At 64.7% G+C, this 22,506-nt stretch carries 12 protein-coding genes; 5 read left to right on the top strand and 7 right to left on the bottom strand.

Annotated elements, in window-relative coordinates:
* Positions 1-187 precede the first annotated feature (187 nt).
* Together DMP07_RS03350 and DMP07_RS03345 are read left to right on the top strand one after the other, a co-directional pair.
* Entirely contained in the window at positions 188-2,758 is a 2,571-nt protein-coding gene (locus DMP07_RS03350; protein WP_123197733.1) for an S-layer homology domain-containing protein, read from the top strand.
* Between the two features lie 378 nt (positions 2,759-3,136).
* Positions 3,137-4,363, top strand: a complete 1,227-nt coding sequence (locus DMP07_RS03345) for an IS110 family RNA-guided transposase (RefSeq protein ID WP_123197732.1) — start codon at positions 3,137-3,139, stop codon at positions 4,361-4,363.
* Between the two features lie 204 nt (positions 4,364-4,567).
* On the opposite strand, the gene DMP07_RS03340 is transcribed toward DMP07_RS03345, so the two are convergent.
* Positions 4,568-7,204 (bottom strand): S-layer homology domain-containing protein, encoded by a 2,637-nt coding sequence (locus tag DMP07_RS03340; RefSeq protein WP_123197731.1) that lies wholly within the window; start codon positions 7,202-7,204, stop codon positions 4,568-4,570.
* Positions 7,205-7,394: 190 nt separating this feature from the next.
* Between DMP07_RS03340 and DMP07_RS03335 the strand changes: the two genes are divergently transcribed.
* A complete protein-coding gene (locus DMP07_RS03335) occupies positions 7,395-9,137 on the top strand; it encodes a DUF6020 family protein (RefSeq protein ID WP_123197730.1) in 1,743 nt (580 codons plus the stop codon).
* A gap of 299 nt (positions 9,138-9,436) precedes the next feature.
* On the opposite strand, the gene secA is transcribed toward DMP07_RS03335, so the two are convergent.
* The gene (gene secA, locus DMP07_RS03330; RefSeq protein ID WP_123197729.1) at positions 9,437-12,052 is read right to left on the bottom strand and encodes a preprotein translocase subunit SecA; all 2,616 of its coding nucleotides are present in this window, start codon (positions 12,050-12,052) and stop codon (positions 9,437-9,439) included.
* Positions 12,053-12,270: 218 nt separating this feature from the next.
* Between secA and DMP07_RS03325 the strand changes: the two genes are divergently transcribed.
* On the top strand, positions 12,271-13,431 hold the full coding sequence (locus tag DMP07_RS03325) for a glycosyltransferase family 2 protein (RefSeq protein WP_123197728.1): 1,161 nt from the start codon (positions 12,271-12,273) through the stop codon (positions 13,429-13,431).
* 43 nt (positions 13,432-13,474) lie between these two features.
* On the opposite strand, the gene DMP07_RS03320 is transcribed toward DMP07_RS03325, so the two are convergent.
* Complete coding sequence (locus tag DMP07_RS03320; protein ID WP_123197727.1) at positions 13,475-15,103, bottom strand: polysaccharide pyruvyl transferase family protein; 1,629 nt, start codon at positions 15,101-15,103, stop codon at positions 13,475-13,477.
* Positions 15,104-15,227: 124 nt separating this feature from the next.
* Entirely contained in the window at positions 15,228-17,273 is a 2,046-nt protein-coding gene (locus DMP07_RS03315) for a S8 family peptidase (protein ID WP_123197726.1), read from the bottom strand.
* Positions 17,274-17,390: 117 nt separating this feature from the next.
* Between DMP07_RS03315 and rfbB the strand changes: the two genes are divergently transcribed.
* Positions 17,391-18,431 carry a dTDP-glucose 4,6-dehydratase gene (gene rfbB / locus DMP07_RS03310; protein WP_123197725.1) on the top strand — a complete coding sequence of 347 codons (1,041 nt, stop codon included), beginning with the start codon at positions 17,391-17,393 and terminating at the stop codon, positions 18,429-18,431.
* A gap of 79 nt (positions 18,432-18,510) precedes the next feature.
* Here the strand turns inward: rfbB and DMP07_RS03305 are convergent, their stop codons facing one another.
* The 3 genes from DMP07_RS03305 to DMP07_RS03295 form a co-directional block, all read right to left on the bottom strand.
* Positions 18,511-19,686, bottom strand: a complete 1,176-nt coding sequence (locus DMP07_RS03305; protein WP_123197724.1) for a cation diffusion facilitator family transporter — start codon at positions 19,684-19,686, stop codon at positions 18,511-18,513.
* Between the two features lie 22 nt (positions 19,687-19,708).
* A complete protein-coding gene (locus DMP07_RS03300; protein WP_123197723.1) occupies positions 19,709-20,005 on the bottom strand; it encodes a hypothetical protein in 297 nt (98 codons plus the stop codon).
* Between the two features lie 346 nt (positions 20,006-20,351).
* Entirely contained in the window at positions 20,352-22,502 is a 2,151-nt protein-coding gene (locus DMP07_RS03295) for a Tex family protein (protein ID WP_123197722.1), read from the bottom strand.
* Between the last annotated feature and the right edge of the window lie 4 nt (positions 22,503-22,506).

Genomic DNA, 22,506 nt, shown 5'->3' with positions numbered 1-22,506 from the left:
CCGATAAAAATTCGAACATCGCTCCTTGTATTGCCCAAATACCTGATATAAACTGTTCGAACGATATGACATTTGGTATTGGCATGCTTATTTTTAGAAGCAGCAATTGTGACAGCGATGCGAAGCCAGGGCTGAATGACGTATCTAAAATACCGAGTCATTTTGAGCTCTTGAAAGGAGACAAAACATGACGGCTTACGTCAATGACGAACAGAAGAAGGAGGGCGCCTACGGCAAGGCCGTCAAGGCGACCCTGGCTGCCACCCTGGCAGCAGGCATGGTCCCCGCCGCCGCCGCTTTCGCGGACGAGCCGGCCGAGGCCGCCGAGGGCAACGACGTCGAGGTTCTGGCTGCAACCCCCGAGCAGGCGTGGAAGGCCGGTAATTTCACCGCCGTCGACAACAACGGCAAGACCGTTGTCGACAAGGTGAAGTACGACGAGTTCAAGACCGTTGAGTTCGCCAACGACGGCAAGGCCCACTGGGTCGTTCCCACCGTCGCGTCTCTGGCCGGCGACACCGTCTCCGAGGACCTGAAGAACAAAGACCTCTACAAGGTCACGTACTACAAGCAGGCGAACGGCGCAGGTGCAGCTGTGGCCGAGGCCGACTTTGAGAAGACTTTCTCCGCCAAGGGCGATTACTCCGTCGTTGTCGAGGGCAAGGCTGACACCGCCTACGCGGGCCAGAAAATCACCATCAACTTCTCCGTCGGTTCCAAGAGCCTGAAGGATGCCAAGGTCTACCAGGTCGCCGAGGACAAGAAGGACGTCTCCGATAAGACCTTCACCTACACTGGCAAGGCCATCAAGTTCGATGGCACCGACCTGAACCTCGAAATCGGCGGCGAAGCCCTCGAGTACGGCACCGACTACACCGCTGAAGTCTACCCGCTGAACGAAGGCAACAAGGCCGACGCTCTGAATGCTGGTACCTACCTTGCCAAGATTGCCGGTGTCGGCAACTATGCGGGCGAGAACATCACCCTCAAATTCGACGTTGAGGCTATGGACCTCGCCAGTGCCGCCATCAAGCTGGAGCTCAACGCCGCTGACAAGGTTTATGTCGACGCCGCTACGGTCGACGGCGTTTCCATCCTCGGCGACACCGTTATCGAGTGCACTTCTCGTCCCGATTCTTGGTACGGCAACACCCAGTCCGTCGGCGAGTATGTCTTCAAGATTTCTGCCAAGCAGGACAGCAAGAACGTCAAGGGTTCCGTGTCCAAGACCGAAATCGTCGCCACCAACTCCGTCGACGTCCTTTATGACGGCGTCGCGCTGACCGACAAGACCATCGACCTGGCGAAGAAGCAGTCCTTCGACCTCGACAAGCTCGTCGTGACGAAGAAGGGCGAACCCCAGACCAAGCTCGACCCCAAGAAGGACTACGCCGTCGAGGTCTATGACGCAGACGGCAAGAAGGTCGACGCCGCCAGCCTGAAGAAGGCCGGCAAGTGGACCGTCAAGGTCGTCGTCAACGCCAAGGCCACCGAGTACGCGTACGCTGGCGAGGCTTCCGCCAAGGTGACCGTCTACAGTGACACCGTGAACACCACGAACGTCTTCTTCAAGCAGGACGGCAAGGTTGTCGACGCCGTGGAGAAGGACTACGACGGCGCCGACCTGCTCAAGGCCCTGAGCGCAACCGTCCTCGATTCCGAGGGCAAGGCCCTTACCGCAGGCACCGACTACACCGTTGTCGCCCAGAAGAAGGTCGACGGCAAGTTCATCGACGTCGACTCCATTGTCGACAAGGGCGAGTACCAGCTCGTCGTGAAGAGCGACACCTATAACGTCGGCAACGAGGTTCTCAAGATCACCGTCAAGGAGGTCGTGGCCGACACGCTGCGCATCGCTCCCGAGTTCTTCCTGGAGACGGACAAGGTTTCCTATACTGGCGAGGCGCTCGTTCCGACTGTTCAGTACCAGGCCGGTACCGACAAGGATGGCAAGGCAGTCTGGAAAGACCTGCCTGCCGACACCTACAAGCTTTCCTACAAGTACGACAAGGACGGCAAAGCCCCCAGCGAGGACGTCAAGGAGATCAAGGAAGTCGGTAAGTACAGCGTTACCGTGGCCGACGCCGCCGACGACAACTTCGCCGTCTCTGGCACGCCGAAGAACAATGTGTTCTCTGTGACCGCCGAGAAGGACTTTGTCGATGTCCCGAACACCGAGTGGTACTACCAGTACGTGAAGAACGCCAACAAGGTCGGCTACATGACCGGCATCGGTGGCACGAAGCTCTTCGCGCCGAACGAGGCCACCTCTCGTGCCATGGCCGCGACCGTCCTTTCCCGCATGGCTGGCGGCACGATCGGCAACGGCACGGGCATCTTCGACAACCCGTTCACGGATGTCACCTATACCGGCGTCGAGGCGACCGACCCCTGGTACGCCACGTATGTCCTCTGGGCCGCTGACACCCGCATCGTCACCGGCTACGAGCAGGCCGACGGCACCGCGCAGTTCCGCCCCGAGGCCAACGTGACCCGCGCCGAGTTCTGCGTCATGATGCAGCGCTACGCCAAGGCCATCGGCAAGGACGTCGCCCTGGAGGCCGGCGAGGCCGACAAGATCCTGGCCAAGTACGATGACGGCGCCGCCGTCGCCGACTGGGCCAAGGAGGCCGTCGCCTGGGCCGTCAAGAACGAGATCTTCGGCGGTTATAGCCTTCTCAACCCCGCGGGCGACATCACCCGCGCCGAGATGGCCAAGATGACCACCGAATTCCAGGCCGCTCCGCTCACGAAGTAGCAGCAGCTTGAATCCGAACCGCATCCGCGGGCCGAGGGCCGCAAGGCCTCCGGCCCCGGGCGCGGGCCCGGGAGAGCCTTCTTCCCAGAGGGTTCTCCCGAGCCTATGGCTTAACGCATGCTGTCGCACCAAGGCCTAGCCGAACAGAAAACCCCTGCAGAACATGCAGGGGTTTTCTGCGTTACGGCATAAACGATAATCGCCGTTTTCTCGTCTATACTGAAAAAGCCGTCTTTCGCACGACGGTCGCGGCTTCTTTCGACCCGCGAAATCGGAAGGGTCCGCGCCGGCCGGAGGGCGCACGTTATATCTCCTTGGGGTTCGGCCTCGTATGAAAGGATTGCGTCTCCGGCCATACCGCCTTCATGAAGGAGCGCCATGCATTACGTCGGAGTCGATATCGCAAAAAGAACCCACTGCGCCGCCGTGCTTGACGATGGGGGCTCCCTTGTGGCCGAGCCGTTCATCTTCAACAACGACTCGCAGGGGTTTGCGTTCTTCCTCATGAAGCTTGGTAGCATCGGAGCCCATTGCGACGAATGCACCATCGCGATGGAGTCTACGGGGCATTACTGGTTCGCGCTGCTTGACTTCTTGATTGCACATGGCTTCGAGCCCATTGTTCTCAATCCCATTCAAACCGATGCGTATCGCAAGGTCGACAACGTTCGATCGGCGAAGACAGACGTGATAGACGCGGTGCTGATCGCCGACCTTGTTCGCGTGAAGCGCTTCGCCCCATGGAGCCGCGGCGACGAATTGTGCGATGCCTTGAAGCAGCTTACGCGCTACCGTTTCACGCTGGTCACACAATCGACCCGCGTGAAAAACAAAACGACCGCCGTGCTGGACCGGGTGTTTCCCGAATACGCAGCCATATTCACCCATCCATATGGGCCTACGTCGAAAGCCGTTTTGCAACGATGCCCGACCCCGCAGCAGGTCATGCGTTTCGGCGTGCATCGGCTGACGCGCATCATTGAAACGGCATCGAACGGGCGTTGTGGTAGGAATTACGCAGACACGCTCATTGCCGCCGCACGAACATCGGTTGGCGCCGCCCATTCGTCGGATGCGCTTGCCTTGCAAATCAAGCTTATGATCGAGCAGCTTGAATTTTTGGAGCGGCAGATGAAAGACCTCGATGAGGAAATTGCCGTGATTTTAGACGAAACGCCTGGTAAATGGCTTACAACGATACCCGGTGTCGGCCCTACGCTCGCCGCGCAGATAACGGGAGAAATCGGAGACCCCTGGCGCTTTTCTAGCGCACGCAAGCTTGTGGCATATGCGGGCATGGACGCCACCGTCAGCCAGTCGGGCGAAAGCGAGATGGCGGGCCATATGTCGAAGCGAGGGTCGGCCCAGTTGCGCTATGCGCTTGTCCGTGCGGCCGATGGCGTGAGAAGACTCGATCCGTATTTCAAAGAGTATTACGAACGGAAACTGCGAGAAGGTGCGCATTATTTTTGTGCGATATCGGGAGTCGCACGAAAGCTCGCGGGTGTCGTTTTGGCCTTAATGCGCGAAGAGCGCGCCTATGAGCGTGGCCGCCGAAGCACGAGGACCAATAACGAATGCGATTCCGAAGTGTTGGCGCATTAGCCCATGCGCGTCCCAACGTACGAAAGGGCCCCTGCACGATGCAGGGGCCCTTTCGTCGTCGAAGCGTTTGTGCGACAGCTTGCTTTTAAGCCAAAGGCTCGCGGGAAGGCGCCGTGGGGCGCCCTCCCGCGAGCCCGCGTCCGGGCCCGGGGCTCGAAGGCCCGGGGATCCCGGATGCGGGCGGTCGCTGCGCTCGGGCGGCTGCTACTTCTCGATCTTGAGAGGCTCGGCCTGGAACGCGACGGCCATCTTGGCCATCTCGGCGCGGGTGATGTTGCCCTCGGGGTTCAGCACCTTGTAGCCGCCGAAGATCTCGTTCTTGACGGCCCAGGCCACGGGCTCCTTTGCCCAGTCGGCGACGGCGGCGCCGTCCTCGTACTTGGCCAGGATCTCGTCGGCCTCGCCTGCGGCGAGGGCCTTGCCCTGGCCGGTGGCGGCGGCGTAGCGCTGCATCATGATGCAGAACTCCGCGCGGGTGACGTCGTTGCCGGGGCGGAATTCGGTGGTTCCGGGGTAGCCGGTGACGACGCCCGTAGAAGCGGCCCAGAGCACGGCGTTGGCGTACCAGGGGTCCTTATCGGGATTGGCGGTGTATGCGACGTCAGTGAACGGGTTCATGTAGTCGCCAGCCTTGGCGCCCTCGAAGACGGCCATGCGGGAGAGCACGGTCGCGGCCATGGCGCGCGTGGTGGTCTGGTTCGGCGCGAAGAGCTCCGTGCCGCCGATGCCGGTCATGTACTTGACCTTGTCGTCAGAGGCTGCGTAGACGTAGTCGTAGAACCAGTCGCCGGGCTTGACGTCGGCGAAGACCTTGCCCTCGACGACCTCGAAGGTTCCGAGCTCCTTGCCGGAGATGGCAATGCTGTCATCCTTGACGGCATCCTTGACGGAGACCTTGTAGAAGCCGAGCTCCTTCATCTCCTTGACCTTCTTGAACGTGCCGGGCTTGCCGTTCTTATCCTTCTCGGCGTACTCGAGGGTCAGGGCGTAGGAACCTGCGGGCAGGTCCTTCCAGATGACCTTCGTGTCGGAATCCTTCTCGCCTGTGTCGTACTGGACGACGGGGGCGATGGCCTCGCCGGTGTAGCCGATCTTCTTGGAGCCCTCTTCGCCGTGCAGCAGGGACGCGGCGGCGACCTGGAAGTCATTGGCCTGGATGGAGTCGATCGTCAGGACGAGCTGCTCCTTCTTCGCGGCGAAGTCGTACTTGTCGCTGGTCAGCGTGATGGTGTAGACGCCCGCCTCGACGGCCTCTTTGACCTCGGCGCCGTCCTTGACGACCTTCAGGTCGAAGTCGGTGCCCTGGACCAGCTGCTTGTCGCCGGCCTTGGCGGAGACGGAGAGCTTCTTCAGCACGTCAGTGCCGTCGTACTTGACGGAGGCGGTGCCGTTGACGGCCTTGCCGTCGAGGGCGAAGAGGACGTCCTCGGTGGCGATCATGCCGTTGGTGACGGTCACCTTGCAGGTAGCTTCGCCGGCGTACATGTACTCGGTGGCGGCGGCGTCGACGGAAACCTTGACGGTCCAGACGCCGGTCTCGTTGAGCTTGGAGGCATCGACGACGTTGCCGTCCTTGTCGAGGACGGTCACCTTGACGAAGGACTTGTCGAGCTTGTTGGAGCCGTCGCGGTCGACGGAAATCTTGGACAGGTCGAACTTCTCGCCCGCGGACAGGTCGATGGTCTTGGTCTCGGGGAGCTGGTCGTTGCCGTACTTGAAGTTCTTGGCGCCGATCGTGGTGCCGGCGTTCACGTTGACGGCAGCGCCTTCGCCCTCGAAGTTGGCGGCAGTGGCCTTGTCGGCGTTCGCCTTCACCTTGACGGTGTACTTGTACTCGCCCTTGGCGTTGCCGTCCATGGGGTTCGGCCAGGCGCACTCGATGTCGAAGAGGTTGGCGATAGCGCTCTCGTCATCGAAGCCGTCGATCTTCACGATTTTGCGATCGCCGAAGGTTGCGCCAGAGGTTCCGAACTCATACTTGGCCTTGGACAGGTCGATCTTGGAGATGGTCAGCTTCTCGTTCAGGGTGACCTTCTTGCCGTCGGTCATCTCGACGACGACGGTGTAGGTGCCGGCGTTCTTGAGGTCAGCCACCTTGCCCTTGTTGCCGTAGAATTCAACAGCGCTGACGTTCTTGAGTGCTTCGCCCTTGTAGAGCAGGCCGACGTTGCCTTCGGAGCTGCCGTAAGAGAACGGCTTGCCCGTGTACTCGAAGGTCGTGTCGGAGAAGTCGGCGGCATCCTTGCCAACCTGGTAAAGGGTGGCGTCGGCGAGGTCGGACTCGGCGTCCACGAACTTAAACTGGAAGGCCTGCTTTGCGCCCTTGTAGGGGCCGGCGACCGCTTCGACGACCACGCGGAAGAGGTTGGCGCGGTTGTTCGCGAGGCCAACGGTCTGCGGGTGCTGGACGTTGTTCCAGGTGCCGTCTTCCGGCTTATCGACGTTCTGGTTGTACTGGTAGTAAACCTTGTAGTCCTTGTTGTCCTTGAGAGACTCGACCGTGGTCTCGTCGCCCTCGGGGTCGACAGAGACGGGGACGAGAAGCTGGTTCTCGCCGTTGAAGGTCAGCTCGACGGTCTTGTAGGCGCCGGCGGCGTCCTTCTTCAGCTCGACGACGTTGCCGTTGTTGTCCTCCATGGCGAAGACGCCACCCTGCCACAGATCAGCGGGATTGGCGGCCAGAACCTCGACGTCGTTGCCCTCGGCGGCCTCGGCCGGCTCGTCCGCGAAAGCGGCGGCGGCGGGGACCATGCCTGCTGCCAGGGTGGCAGCCAGGGTCGCCTTGACGGCCTTGCCGTAGGCGCCCTCCTTCTTCTGTTCGTCATTGACGTAAGCCGTCATGTTTTGTCTCCTTTCATAGAGGGGAAAGAAGACCTGTTCGCACGCTGTTCTCGCCGCATTCGCCATGCAATCCGGCGTTTTCCCGCAGCGCGCCCGTACGCGCCGGCTCCGCGCGGCGGTGGCTTATAATGCCTAGTCTGCGGCGTGTTTTTCGCCGCGTTTCGATCGTTTCCATCCGAAGGATTGCTTCATGCTCAAAATAGCGTTGTGCGCGCTGGCCGCGGCTCCTCTTGCGTTTCTTGTCCGCAAAAAGGGCGTGCGTTTCGAGTCGGTGGCGTTGGTTCTTGCCGTTTTGCTGGCCGCGTTTCAGGCGGTGGGCCACTCTTACGAACACTACGGCACGTTTCGCGCCATGTTCGAGGTTCCTTCGGAAATCGCTTTTGCCGTTGCGGCTTTCGCGGCCTACGTGCCGTTTCTTTATTTGGGCCTTGCGCTGGCGTTCGCCTGGGCCGATGCGGCGGCGGTTCGTGCGGCCGAGCGCATGCGCTCGAGCGATCTTGCGCGCTTTATGCCGTTTTGGGCCGCGGCGGGCGTGCTGTTGCTGGCCTGGCTACCGTATTTGATCGTGTTCGCGCCCGGCTCGTTCACCTACGACGGCATTTTCCAGATGGATATGTGGCACGGGTTCGCGGCGCCTTCCGACCATCATCCGTGGGTCATGACGGCCCTGATGGGCGGTGTGTTCGACATAGGCCGCGCGCTGGGCTCCGACAATCTGGGCGTGGCGTTGTGGGTTGGCATGCAGGCCCTTGTGCAGGCGCTTGCCTTGGCGGGGTCGGTTTCATGCATGCGGCGCATGGGCGCGCCGACGGCCGTGCTTGCGGCCGCCTTGGCGTTTTTCGCGGTGGTGCCCGCGTGGGGCGCCTATGCGCAGGCGTTTTTGAAAGACACGCTGTTCGCTTCGCTGTTCTGCCTGTACGTGATGCTGCTTGCCGAGCTGTGGGTGCGCTCGCGCCGCGCCGCGGCGTTCGATGCGCGCAGCCTGGTCGCGCTGACCGCCGCGGGCGTGGCGCTGTGCCTTGCGCGCCATAACGGCGCCTACGTGGTCGCGCTCACCATGCCGTTCGTCATTGCGTCCATGCCGTCGCGCGTGCGCGTGAAGGCGGCGTGCGCCTGCCTGATCCCGCTGGCGGCGTTCGTGATTGTGTCGCGCTTCGTGTATCCCGCGCTCGACGTGCTGCCCAGCGGCAAGCAGGAAACCCTGGGCGCGCTGTTCCAGCAAACGGCGCGCTACGTGAAAGAGGCCCCTGACGACGTGACTCCCGAAGAGCGCGCCGCGATCGAGGCTGTGCTTGCCTACGACGCCTTGCCCGAGCTTTACTACGGATCGCGCAGCGACACGGTGAAAGGCACCTACACGGGTAACGACGAAGCGCTGGGCGATTACTTCGCGGCCTGGGCGTCTATGGGCATGCGGCACCCGGGCGTGTATGTGGACGCGTTTTTGAACGGCTGCTACGGCTATCTGTACGCCGACGAAAGCTGGACGCACAACACCTGGGACTACCGCCTGTACAACTACGGCTCGGTGCCCGGCATTCAGGACGATTTCCAGGTGTCGTACCTGTTCGGCGAAGACGTGCGCGGCGCCATGATCGCGTTTTGCAACGGCTGGCAGAACGTTCCCGTGTTGGGCCTGACGGGCCATTGCGGGCTGTATACGTGGCTGCTGCTTGCGGCGGCGGGCTATGCCGTGCGCACCGCGCGTTGGAAATCGCTGTTCGCGCTGGTGCCGAGCCTCGTGCTGCTGCTGATCTGCTTCGTGTCGCCCGTGAACGGCTATTTGCGCTACATGCTGCCGATCATGGCGGCCCTGCCGCTGCAGATGTGGTTCGTGGTGGCGGCTTCGGCATTGCGCCGCGGCAGGTGGTATGCGCCGCCTGCGAAAGCGCGTCGCGCCGAGCCGTCCGCCCGCGCGCAGCGGGCGTCGTAGCGAAGCCGCTCGCCGCTCGCGGGCGGGTTTCGGCGGCGCGCGCGGCTGCCGCTTGCCGTTCGCCGCTCATCGTATGAGCACGGCCCCTTCGCGTGCGTTCATTCGGGCGTGGCGAGGGGGCCGTCGTGCGTTCGGGGCACGGCGGGGGAGGGCGTCGTTCGTCGGCCGCGGCCGAAAAGAGAACCGCCCGCAGAGCGTTCGCTGCGGGCGAGCGGCATGCGCGCAGCGCGCGTTTCGGGCATGAAAAAGCCCCGCTTGCGGCTGCAAACGGGGCTTCGGTTCGCTTGGAGCGGGCGCTCTTAGGCGCGGCCCAGCGGATTGTGGGCGTCGATATCGGAATCTTTGTCCAGCACGGTAGGAGCCTCGCCGTTGCTGTACACCATGCGGTCGGGGTTGAACGGATTGTCCTCCGCAGAAATGGTCATGTCCGCCTCGTCGGCCTCGGTGGGCAGGCGCAGCACGGTGCGCAGCAGGTCTTCGTAGATCGCCGCGGTAAGCTCGGCGAACGCCTCGTGCGCTTCGTCTTTGTATTCCACCAGCGGGTCGCGGTGGCCGTACGAGCGCAGGCCGATGCCCGCCTTCAGGTAATCCATCTCCTGCAGGTGCGCGATCCAGCTCACGTCGATGATGTGCAGCATGACCTGGTTGCACAGCTCGCGGAACTTCTCGGCGCCCAGCGCCTCGCGCTTTTCCTCGAGCGCGGTTTCGAACAGGTCGGACAAAAGCTCGTACAGGTCGTCGCTTTCGGCGTCTTCGTCGAGCTTTGCGGCCACGTCGAAGGTTTCGGCGCCGGTCATATCGGCCACCCAGGCGTTCAGGCCTGCGATATCCCAGTCGTCGAAGGGCGTCGATGCCGGGCAGGTGGTTTCCACCGCGCGGTCGAGCACCGATTCGGAAATGTCGTCCAGGATGTCGCAGACGTCTTTGCCGTCAAGGATGGCGTTGCGCTCTTTATAGATGGCCTTGCGCTGCAGGTTCATGACGTCGTCGTACTGAAGCACCTGCTTGCGCGAATCGAAGTGAATCGACTCCACCTGGTGCTGCGCGGTGTCGATCACCTTGGTGACCAGCGAATCCTGCAAAGGCACGGTGTCGTCGCCCTGTTTTTCCATCATGGCCGACACGGCTTTCAGGCGGTCGCCGCCGAAACGGCGCAGCAGGCTGTCTTCGATCGACAGGAAGAAGCGCGATTCGCCCGGATCGCCCTGGCGTCCCGAACGGCCGCGCAGCTGGTTGTCGATGCGGCGCGATTCGTGGCGTTCGGTGCCTATGACGTACAGGCCGCCCAGCACGCGCACGGCGTAGCCTTCGCTTTGCAGGATATGGTCGGCGTACTGCTGGGCCGATTCGACCTGCCAATCCAGCGGGTTTTCAAGATCGGCGCCCAGCTTTTCCAGCCATTCGCGCTTGAGGTTCGCCTCCGATCCGCCCAGCAGGATGTCGGTGCCGCGGCCCGCCATGTTGGTGGCGATGGTCACGGCGCCCACGCGGCCGGCCTGGGCCACGATGCCCGCCTCGCGCTCGGGGTTTTTGGCGTTGAGCACCTGGTGGTCGATGCCGCGCTTGGCAAGGATGGCGCTCAGGCGCTCGGACGCGTCGATCGACGTGGTGCCCACCAGCACGGGCTGACCCTTTTCGTGGCGCGTCTGCACTTCGTCGGCCACGGCGGCGAACTTGGCCGCCTCGGTGCGGAAGATGAAGTCGTCGCGATCTTTGCGGATCACGGGCTTGTTGGTGGGAATGGGAATGACGGGCAGGTTGTAGATCTGCCTGAACTCGCTGTCTTCGGTGAGCGCCGTGCCGGTCATGCCGGAAAGCTTGTCGTACAGGCGGAAGTAGTTCTGCAGCGTGATGGTGGCGAGCGTCTGCGATTCGGGCTTGATTTCCACGCCTTCCTTGGCCTCGACGGCCTGATGCAGGCCTTCGGACCAGCGGCGGCCTTCCATGATGCGGCCGGTGAATTCGTCGACGATCTTCACTTCGCCGTCGGCCACCACGTAATCGACGTCGCGCGTCATGGTGAACTGCGCCTTGAGCGCTTGCTTGAGATGGTTGGCCAGGCGGCCCGAAATGTCGGCGTACACCTCGAAGCCCAGGGCTTCTTCGACTTTGTCCAGGCCGCGCTCGGTGGCATAGATCGTGCGCTTCTTTTCGTCGTAGACGTAGTCTTCGCCGTCTTTGAGCATGGGCATGATCTTGGCGAAGCGGATGTAGTCGTCGGCCGCGGCGGCGCCCAGGCCGCTGATGATCAGCGGGGTGCGGGCCTCGTCGATCAGGATCGAGTCCACTTCGTCCACCACGGCGAAGGCGTGGCCGCGCTGCACGCGGTCTTCGGCGGAAGACACCATGTTGTCGCGCAGGTAGTCGAAGCCGAACTCGGAATTGGTGCCGTAGGTGACGTCGGCGGCGTAGGCCTGGCGGCGCTGCGACGGCGGCATGTTGTTCAGAATGACGCCCGTGTCCATGCCCAGGAAGCGGTAGATGCGGCCGGTGTATTCGGCGTCGCGCTTGGCCAGATAGTCGTTCACGGTGACCACGTGGGTGTTGCTGCCGTCGAGCGCGTTGAGGAAGCAGGCGGCGGTGGACACGAGGGTCTTGCCTTCGCCTGTCTTCATTTCGGCGATGCAGCCGTCGTTGAGCGCCAGACCGCCGAGCAGCTGCACGTCGTAGTGGCGCATGCCGGTGGTGCGGCGGCTTGCTTCGCGGATGAGCGCGAACGATTCGACGATCAGGTTCTTCTGCTTTTCGCCCGCGGCGGCGCGCTCGCGCAGGGCGTCGGCGAGCGAACGCAGCTCGGCGTCGGTCTTTTCCTGCAGCGCAGGTTCTGCGGCGTTGATGGAATCCACCAGGCCCAGGTAGGGCTTGAGGAACTTGTCGTTGCCGAAGGTGAGGAGCTTAGAGACGAATGCTGGCATGGATGCGCTTTCTCGCGAGGGTTTTGCGTTGATTCCAAAATGCATATTCTACGGCAGAAAGGGCACGTCATGCGTCTCGACGGGCATTCTGCATGAAAGAAGGACGCGGCCGCCGCGCGCCCGGGCCGCAGGTCCGCCGCGCGGGCATGCAGGGCGTGGAATAACGCTAGAATAGGCGTGATGTGCTTCGAGCGCTTTACCCACGAAGGAGACACCCGATGGATTTGACGATAGTCGTGCCTGTGTACAACGCGGCGGCCTACCTGCCGGCATGCCTGGAGCAGCTGCGCGATCAGGGGCTTGCCGAAGGCGAATACGAAATCGTCCTGGTGGACGACGGCTCCGTCGACGATTCGCCGCGCCTGTGCGACGAATACGCCCGCGACCTCGCATGCGTGCGCGCGGTGCATCAGGGCGAGAACCGCGGCGCCGGCGCGGCGCGCAACAGGGGCATCGAGGAGGCGCGCGGCGATTACCTGTACTTCTTCGACGCCGACGATTCGCTCGAGCCTGGGTCGCTCGCGCGTCTGGTCGATCGCATGAAAGCCGACGATCTTGACGTGCTGTTCTTCGGCGCGCATATCGTTTACGAAAGCGAGCGCGCCGAGCGCGACCATCCGCAGGACGCCGATTATTTCCGCAGGTTCACGCAGCCGGGCATCCTGCGTGGCAAGGCCATGTTCGAGCACCAGGTGCGCGCAGGCGATTTCTGCGCCCAGCCGTGCGTGCAGGTGTGCAAGACGTCGTACGTGCGCGAAGGCGGCGTGCGTTTCGCCGAGGGCATCGTCAACGAAGACAACGAATTCGTGATCAGGTCCATGACGGCCGACGGCCGCTGCGCCATGGCGTCCGACCTGTGTTACGGCTACTTGGTGCGCGAGGGCTCGGTGACCACCGACCAGAGCAAGGGGGTGGCCCGTCTGCGCGCCCATATGTATCTGTCCGATTTCTGCCGCGCCCGCGCCTATGCCGCGCGTGAGGCGGGAGAAGACGGTCTGTGCGAGGCGTTCAGCATGCTGGACGAGTGGTTCGTGGATTGCGCCGTGGAGGCGTGCGATTCCATGGTGGAAGGCTTTCCTTCCACCCCGCTGTGGCCCGATAACGTGATGGCCGCCGCCGACCAGCGCGAATGCTACTGGCGCCTGTGGCAGCGCCAGAACATCATCAGGATCCAGGAGGGCGCGATCGGCGATCTTGACGCGAAACTGCAGGGCGTGCGCGCCGAGCTCGAGGAGTCGCGTCGCGAGACGGCGGCGCGCGAGGAGGAGCTGGGCAAGGCGTACGCCGATATAGAAGCTCTTCGCGGTTCGACGTCGTTTAAGGTCGGCCGCGCGATCACCGCGCTGCCGCGCGCCCTGCGAAACGCCTTGAAGCGTTAGGCCCGCGGCCTGCGTTGGGCCTACGGCGTGCGCTCGGTTGCCGTTACGCCTTGCCCATGATGCGTTTGATCGCGCGCGGCAGGGCGCCCACGGCGCGGCCCGCCTTCCAGGTGGGGGAGGCCACCAGCGCCTCGGCGCGCGCGTACGCGGCGGCAAGCTCCGCCTCCAGGCGCGCGCAGCGTTCGCGTTCGCGCTCGAGATCCTGCTCGGCCACGGACACGTCGCGCACGTACAGGCGTGTGGATGCGCGAGGAACGTCGGCGGCTTCAACCGTTTCGAAGAAGGCATCGAAGGCGTCGAGCGCTCGTTCGCGCAACGCCGCAGCCCGCGAGCGCACGCGCGCCGCGGCGTTTTCGTCGTGCATGAGCGCGTCGAACGCGGCGATCGCGGCTGCGGCCGAGCAATCGGGTTCCATCAAAAACGCCCGCGCGTCCATGGCGTCATAGAGCGCCTCCACTTTATCGTTGTAATTGATGCCGATCGAGGAGATGCCCAGGGCGTTGGACACGATCGAGCAGTGCAGGCGCATGGCCACGGACGCCTGCGCTTGTGAAAGCGCCGCTACGGCGGTGTCGAAATCGTCGGTCAGGCCGAAGAACAGCGCCGCTTCGACGTGGCGCATCTTGTTCGCGATGCGCTCGTGCACCGTGCGGTCTTCGGGCGCGAAATCCAAAAACACGGTGCGCCAGCCTTTCGTCTCGAAGGCGTGGTCGAACAGCGCCGCCATGGCGTCGGTCAGGCCTTCGCCGCAGGTGTGGTGGTCGCGAAACGATGCCGAAAGAAACGGTGCGTCGTCCAGGCCCGATTCGTCCTTCCAGCGCTCCCATGCCTCGCAGCGCTCGGGGCGCTCGATCGAAAACGCCAGGTCGGCCTTCACGCGGATGAGCGAAGGGTCGACGCCCGCGTCTTCGAGCAGCTGCGCGGTGTGTTCGTCGCGCGGCAGATACAAAGGCTTGGTGAGCGACGCCATCTCCACCAGCTTGCACGCGTCGGCGTTGGCAAGCGGGCCTGCGCCCACGCCCAGAAACACCGCGGGCACGCCCTGCTGGTAGGCCATCAGGCAGCACGCCGTTTGGCCGGCTATTTCGGAATGGGGGTTGAGATAGAGGTCGATCGGGCCTGCGGTCCAGTCTTTGAACGGCTCGTCGAACATGATGCCCGCCATGAACACGAGCGCCGATGCGCCCGCCAGCTGGGCGAACAGTTCGGCCTTCATGGGCGGGGTGACGGAAGCCACGCCGTGGCGCGCGATCGTGCGGTCGGGCATGTGGCCGATGGCGGACACGTAGGAGCTGGGGTAGCGCTTGCGCACGTTGGCCGCGATCAGCGAGAAGATCAGCTCGTCGCCGAAGTTGTCGGGCCCCACGTAGCCGAACACCACCACGTGGCGGATGGGCTCGTCCTGCCCTTTGCCCGAGCGTTCGCAGGCCGCCAGGATGTCTTCGATCGAATCGTGCGCGTCGGCCACGCAGGCGGGGTCGAACGTTTCCAGAAACGGCGCGGCGGCGGCGCGGTCCAGGTTGCCCTGCGCGTCGAAGACGCCGGGAACCACGGCGGGGTCGAGCAGTTCGACGCCGTGCCCCATGGCCTTGAGCTGCAGGTAGGTGTGTGCCGCGGCATCGCCCGCCGAAAAGCGCGCGTGTCCTGTGAGTGCTATGCGGTAATACGCCATGTCGGCCGCCTTTGCTGAATTCCCGGGATATGCGTTGGTGCATCATAGCACGATGCCGCGCCCCCGCTCGGCCGTCGCGGGCGTTCGCGGATGCGCGGCATCGTGCGCCGTTTACGTTCGTGTTCTAGATGAGGCCGCGCTCCATGGCGTTCATCACCACTTGCGCCATCTGCGCGCGGGTGATGGGGTTGCGGGGGAGCAGGCGTGCGGGATCGGTGGCCCTGTCGCCGTTGATCACGCCTTCGTCGGTGGCCCACACCATGGCGTCGCGTGCCCAGTCGCTCGTGTCGTCGCGGTCGGGCAGCGCGTCGAAGGCGCTCGGGTCGGCGGCGGCCGTATCGGCGTTCGCCGCGCGCGCCACCACTAAGGCGAGCTGCTCGCGCGAAAGCTCGTCGTTCACGCCGAACCTGCCGGTTCCCACCAGGCCCACCATCATGCCGGTTTCGACGGCCCAGTTCACGGCGGGGGCGTACCACTGGCTCTGGTCGACGTCGCTCAGCGGGGCGGGGGCGCACTGGGCGCCGTTGCCGAAGCGGTTGTACAGAATGCGGGCGCACTGGGCGCGCGTGAGGTTTTCCTGGGGGCGGAAGGCGCCTTCGTAGCCGGTCATGATGCCGCGCTCGTTCACGTAATGGGCGGGCTTGAAGAACCAATCGCTCGGCGCCACGTCGGAAAACGCCGAATGGTCCTGCACGAGGCGTTCCACGGCGCCCGCCGCGTCCAGCGCGCCGTGGCTGCCGCTTGCCTGCGAACGGTCGTTTTCGGGGTCGTTCACGGGCGTGGCCGACGCGTACAGGGCGGCCTTGGCCTCGTCGACGCTCGCGTCGGGTTCGGCCGCGAACATGAGCGCGAAGGCGCCCGCCACGATCGGCGCGGCAAGCGAGGTGCCCGAAGCCCAGGTGAAGCCTTCCGTGTTGCCGCCTGCGTCGGCGAGCGGCGCGGTGATGCCGCTGCCCGGGGCGCTGATGTCTTTGTATTCGTTGTAATCGGACCAGACCACGTTGGTGCCGTCGGCGTTGAGCGCAGTCACCGAGACGCATGCGTCGAAATCGGCCGGATAGATCGGCTTGGTGTTGGGCGCGGCGGCCTTGTTGCCGTTGCCGCCCGCGCACACGGTGACGATGCCCTGGTCTTTGGCGGCGACGATCGCGTTTTCCAGCGCGCGGTCGTTCAGGGTGGAACCGTAGGCGCCCAGGCTCAGGTTGATCACGCGCACGTCGGCCTTGCCGCTGCGGGCCAGCTCGGTCACGTAACTATAGGCCGCAAGGAGCGATTTCGTGTCGATCTTGGGCTTGGCCGAATCGTCGCATACCTTCACGGGCACGATCGAAGCGTTGAACGACGCGCCCGCCATGCCGAAGCCGTTGTTCGCCACGGCCGCCGCGGCGCCCGCCACCATGGTGCCGTGGCCTCCGTTGAAGGCGTTCTGGCCGTCGGCGTACAGCGGAGCGTTTTCGTAGGCGTCCCAGCCGTACTGCGTGAGCACGTTGGCGGCCAGGTCGGCGTGGTCGGCCATGACGCCCGTGTCCAGCACGGCGATGGCTACGCTGCCGTTCGTCTGCGCGCGGTTCCAGGCGTCGTCGAAATTGGCGTTGTACAGCCAATACTGGTTGCGCGGCACCGAGGGGTCGGCGATCTGCGCGAAGGGGTCGTTCGCGGCGATCGCGGCCAGAAGCGCTGCGTCGTCGGCGATCAGGCCCGAAGCCGCGCCCGCGTCTTCCACGGGGTCGATCGAGCGGTAGACGAAATTGGGCTGCGCGCTTGCCACGCCGTCGAGGGCTTCGGCGGCGGCCACGGCGTCGTTCACGCTTTGGCCCGCGGCGGGCGCCGCTTCGATGACCGTCGTGCCGTCTGCCGCGGCGAAGCGTCCGGTTTCCTGCATGCCCAGCTCCTTCAGGCCGTCGGCCACGGCGTCGGCCGTATCGTCGGCGGAAAGGGTGCGCGCGCCTGCGTCGGCGGCGGCGAATACGAGCACGCCGTCGGTTTCGGCCGTCTCGGCGACGGGCGTTGCGGCCTGCTGCGCCGCGGGGGTTTCGACAGGCGCGGCCGCGGCGGGCGCTGCGGGCAGGCCGAGGCTCGCGAACATGAGCGAGCTTGAAACCAGCACGGCTCCTGCGCCGCGCAGCGCGTTGCGGCGCGCGGTTGCGTCGATGGTGGGAATGATTCGCATGGCTTTCCTCCGTTTGATGTGGTTGCGCTATTGTATACCCGCAGGAATTCGATCGCGCCGCATCGCGGGCGCGCAGACGGGCGGCGGCGCGCGGGCGTGGCTGCAAGGAGGCGGTTTATGGAGTCGGCGCAGGGCTTCGCGCGAACGGTCATGGTGACGGGCGGCGCCGGCTTCATAGGCTCGAACTTCATCCGTCTGGTGCTGGCTGAACGCCCCGACGCGCGTGTGGTGAACGTGGATGCGCTCACCTATGCGGGCTGCGCCGACAACCTGGCCGACGTGCGGAGCGATGCGCGCTATGCGTTCGTGCACGCCGACGTGCGCGATGCGGCCGCCATGGCGCAGGCCTTCGAGCGCTTCGCGCCCGATGCCGTGGTTCACTTCGCGGCCGAATCGCACGTAGACCGCTCGATCGCCGACCCGTCGCTGTTCCAAAGCGTCAACGTGGGCGGCACCGCTGCGCTGCTCGAGGCGGCGCGCGCGGCGTGGGCGTGTCGAGACGGTTTTCGCGCAGGATGTCGTTTTTTGCACGTGTCCACCGATGAAGTGTATGGCGATTTGCCTTTGGATCCGTGTTGTTCCGACGGCTCCGACGCGTTTCGCGAAGACGCGCCGTTGCGTCCGCGTTCGCCCTATGCCGCGTCGAAGGCGGCGGCCGAGATGTTCGTGGGCGCCTACGGGGCCACGTACGGGTTGCCTATCGTCACGGTGCGCTGCTCGAACAATTACGGGCCGCGCCAGCATGCGGAAAAACTCATCCCCAAGACGATCGAGCGCGCGTGCGCGGGATTGCCCGTGCCGCTGTACGGAAGCGGTTCGAACGTGCGCGATTGGCTGTATGTGCAGGATTGTTGCCGCGGCGTGCTGGCGGCGCTCGAGAAGGGGCGTGCGGGGCAGGTCTACAACCTGGGCGGCGGCTGCGCCTTGCCCAACGTGCGCCTGGTGGAGGCGGTGCGCGACGCGCTGCACGATGCAGGGGCCGCGCGTGCCGCGGCGTTTTCGGTCGAGCACGTGGCCGACCGCCCGGGTCACGACCGCCGCTATGCCATGAACTGCGAAAAGGCCGCCGCCGAACTGGGGTGGCGTCCGACCACGCCGTTCGAGGAGGGCATGCGCGCCACGGTTGCGTGGTATTTGGAACGCGCGGGCGTCGTCTAGGGCGCATGCGGGCGTACGCGGATACGGAAAGGGCCTGCGCAGAGTTGCTGCGCGGGCCCTTGTGTTTCGGGGCGGGCTGCTATTTGGACGAGGCGTAGCTGTCGTCCACGGTGATCTTGCACGCCGCGTCAGGGCGGTGCTCCTTGACGATTTCGGACACGCGCTCGGCCAGCTCGTCGTCGGAAAGCTCCAGGTCGGCGGGGCGCAGCACGTCGAAGATCACATTGGTGTGCGTGGGGCCCGGCACGATGCGCAGGTCGTGGATGGTCAGACGCGCGTCGATGCGACGGATGTTCTCGGCAATCCAGCGGCGCAGATCGCCCACGGCCGAATCGGACGTCACGATGGGGTCGTAGTGCAGTACCAGCAGCAGGTTTTCCTCGGTGCGGAAGGCTTCTTCGATGTTGTCGATCACGTCGTGGCTTTTCAGCGGATCCATTTCGGCAGCCATTTCCACATGCGCGCTCGCGAAACGGCGGCCCGGGCCGTAATCGTGCACGATCAGATCGTGCGTGTCCAGCACGCCCGGGTAGGCGACGATCTTGTCGTAGATATGCTTGACGAACGCGGGGTCGGGCGCCTTGCCCAGCAGCGGGTCCACTGTGTCGCGCACCAGCTCGATGCCGCTTACAACGATGAACGCGCCCACGGCCAGGCCCGCCCAGCCGTCCAGGTTCACGCCGCCGAATTCGGCGATCAGCGTGCAGGCCAGCACGGCGGAGGTGGCGATCACGTCGTTGCGCGAATCGGCTGCGGTGGCCAGAAGCGTGTTCGACGAGATGCGCGTGCCGAGGCTTTTGTTGAAGGCGGCCATCCACAGCTTCACGACGATCGACATGGCCAGCACGGCCACGAGCGCCATGCTGAACTCGACGGGCTCGGGGTGGGTGATCTTATCGAACGACGAGCGCACCAGCTCCACGCCGATGACCAGGATGAGCACAGCCACGGCCAGGCCCGACAGGTACTCGAAGCGCCCATGGCCGTAGGGATGCTCGGCATCGGGCGGCTTGCTTGCCAGCTTGAAGCCCAGCAGGCTGATGATGTTGCTCGACGCGTCGGAAAGGTTGTTGAGCGCGTCGGCCACGATGGCCACCGATCCCGCCGCCGCGCCCACGGCGCCTTTCGCGATGCAGAGCACCGTGTTGCACGCGATGCACACGATGCTCGCGAACGTGCCGTACGCGGTGCGTACCGCAGGGCTTTCGGTATCGTCGGCGTTTTTGACGAAGCGCCTGGTGAGCCATTCGAACATGCTCGTCGTTCTCCTTCGGTGGTTACTCGTCGCGCTGGGGCTTCGAGGTCAGGTGCCACCCGTTGCAATACGGGCAGCGGTAGCTGTGCAGGCCGCGCGTTCCGTGCTCGGCGCAGGACGCGACGGCCTCTTCGGCATCGGCGCGGCAGCGGTAGCGGTTCTTCGATTCGCACGCCTTGCGGCGCAGCGCGGCGTCGTGTTCGGCGTCTTGGTCGCGGCGGCGTTGCTCTTCGCGGGCGAACACGTCGTCCATGCCTCCGAGGCCTGCTTTGAATGCTGCCGTCTGTTTTGCCAGAGCCGAACGTTTCCTGCTGGTCATGGCGACTCCTTTCGCAATGAGCCGGTTTTCGTTCGCCCTATGATAGCAGCGCGCGCGGCGTTCGGGCCGGGCCCGCCCCGCCGGAAGGCGGGCAGGTTGCGGCCGGATTCGCGCCGGGAAGCGGGTGGATTTCGGCCCGATTCGCGCTGGAATCGATTCGGGGTTTCGCCACGGCGCGAGCTGGCCCGTGCCGTGGCGGCCCGCGTCGATTCCGCTATGGCGCGGGCCGTTCTGCGCCGGCTGGATGCGCGCCTGATTCCTGCCGGGCTCGCGCCGACGCGTGTCCGGGTTTCGGCCGGAGCCGATCCGGAAACGCGCCGGATACGCGCCGGAATCAGGCTGGGGTTTAGCGGGGCTTCACCATGGAAAGCGAAATCTTGCCGCGTTCCTTGTCTATCTTTTCCACCCAGACGGTCACCGTGTCGCCTACGGCCACCACATCGCTCGGATGGTTGACGAAGCGCTCCGCCAGCTTGGAAATGTGCACCAGGCCGTCTTGCTTCACGCCGATGTCCACGAACGCTCCGAAGTCAACCACGTTGCGCACCGTGCCCGTCAGCTCCATGCCGCAGGCAAGGTCGTCGAAATCGCGCACGGAGGTGCAAAACACCGTTTCGGGGGCGTCGTCGCGCGGGTCGCGCCCCGGCTTTTCCAGCTCGGCCATAATGTCGCGCAGGGTGGGCGCGCCGCATCCGAGCTCCGCCGCCAGAGAGCCGATGTTTTCCAGTCGCGCGCCTATTCCCTCGATCCCGCCGTGCGCCAGGTCGGCCGGCTTCATGCCCGCGCGTTTGAGCAGCGCCTCGGCGATCGGATAGCTTTCGGGATGCACGCTCGTGGCGTCCAGGGGGTTGGCGCCGTCTGCGATGCGCAAAAAGCCCGCGCAGTTCAGATACGCCTTCGGCCCCAGGCGCGACACCTTCTTCAGCTGCCTGCGGTCGGTGAACGCGCCGTGCTCTTCGCGGTAGGCCACGATGTTTTTGGCCAGCGCGGGCGTGATGCCCGCCACGTATCCCAGCAGGCTGGCGCTCGCGGTGTTCAGATTCACACCCACGCGGTTGACGGTGCGCTCCACCACGCCCGCCAGCGCCCGTCCCAGTTCGGCCTGGTCAAGGTCGTGCTGGTATTGGCCCACGCCGATCGATTGCACCGGAATCTTCACCAGCTCGGCCAGCGGGTCTTGCAGGCGGCGGCCCAGGCTCATGGCGCCGCGCGTGGTGACGTCGAGGTCGGGATATTCCTCGCTCGCGAGCTTCGACGCCGAATACACCGACGCGCCCGCCTCGTTGACGATCGTGTAGCGCAGTTCGAGGGGCGATTCGGCGATGAACTGTGCCACCACCTCTTCGGTCTCGCGGCTCGCGGTGCCGTTGCCGATCACGATGGTGTTGATGCGGTGGCGCTTCGCCATGCGCTCGAGCGTGCGCTTGGTGCCTTCCACGTCGTGCCGCGGCGGGGTGGGATAGACCGTGCCGTGGTCGAGCAGCGTGCCGAATTCGTCGAGCACCGCCATCTTGCAGCCCGTGCGGTATCCCGGGTCCAAAGCGATGATGCGCGCGCCTTTCACGGGGCGCTGCGAAAGCAGGCTCTCGGTGTTTTTCGCGAACACGGCTATGGCGTCGGTCTGGGCGCGGCGGGTGAGCTCGCTGCGCAGCTCGCGCTCGAGCGAAGGGGCCATGAGGCGCTTGTAGCCGTCCGCGATCGCGGCGTCCAGGCTGTCGGCGAAGGGTCCGCGGCGGCGCACGACGCGCCTGTCCAAAAGCTCGATCGCGGCATCGGCGTTGACGTGCGCGCGGACGCGCAGCTTGCCTTCCTTCTCGCCGCGGTCGATGGCCAGCACGCGGTGGTTGGGAATGCGGCGCGCGGGTTCGGAGAAGTCGTAGTAGGTTTCGTAGGGGGTTTTCTCGGACGCGTCGGCGGCCACGGTTTCGAGCTGCGCGGTTTTGCGCGTGAACGCGCGCAGGGCGGCGGTGTGCTCGGGGTCGTCGGCGATGGTTTCAGCCACGATGTCTTGCGCGCCTTGAAGCGCGGCTTCGGCGTCGGGGTAGCCGCCTTCGGCGTTCACGTAGGTCGCGGCGGCGTCCAAGGCGCTTCGCGCGCCCGTCGCCTGCGCCATGATGAGGTTCGCCAGAGGCTCCAGGCCCGCCGCGCGCGCTTTCGACGCCCGCGTGGCGCGCTTTTTCTTGAAGGGCTTATACAAATCTTCCACGCGCTGCATGACCTCGGCCTCTTCGATCGCGGCGCGCAGTTCGGCGGTTAGCTTGCCCTGCTCGTCGATCGCGGCGATCGCCTCGGCCTTGCGCGACTCCAGATTGCGCAGGTAGGTCAGGCGCTCGTCGAAGGCGCGCAGGGTCGCGTCGTCCATGCCGCCTGTTGCCTCTTTGCGGTAGCGCGCGATGAAGGGAATGGTGTTGCCGTCGTCGATCAGTTTCATGACGGCTTCGGCCTGCGCGGGCGATACGCCGAGCTCGCGCGCCAGGGTTTCGGTGATATGCGGCATAGAT

Origin of the sequence: Slackia faecicanis, from assembly GCF_003725295.1 — a bacterium.
GTDB lineage: Bacteria > Actinomycetota > Coriobacteriia > Coriobacteriales > Eggerthellaceae > Slackia > Slackia faecicanis.
The sequence above is the reverse complement of the archived record's forward strand: the minus strand, read 5'-3'. Positions and strand labels throughout refer to the sequence as shown.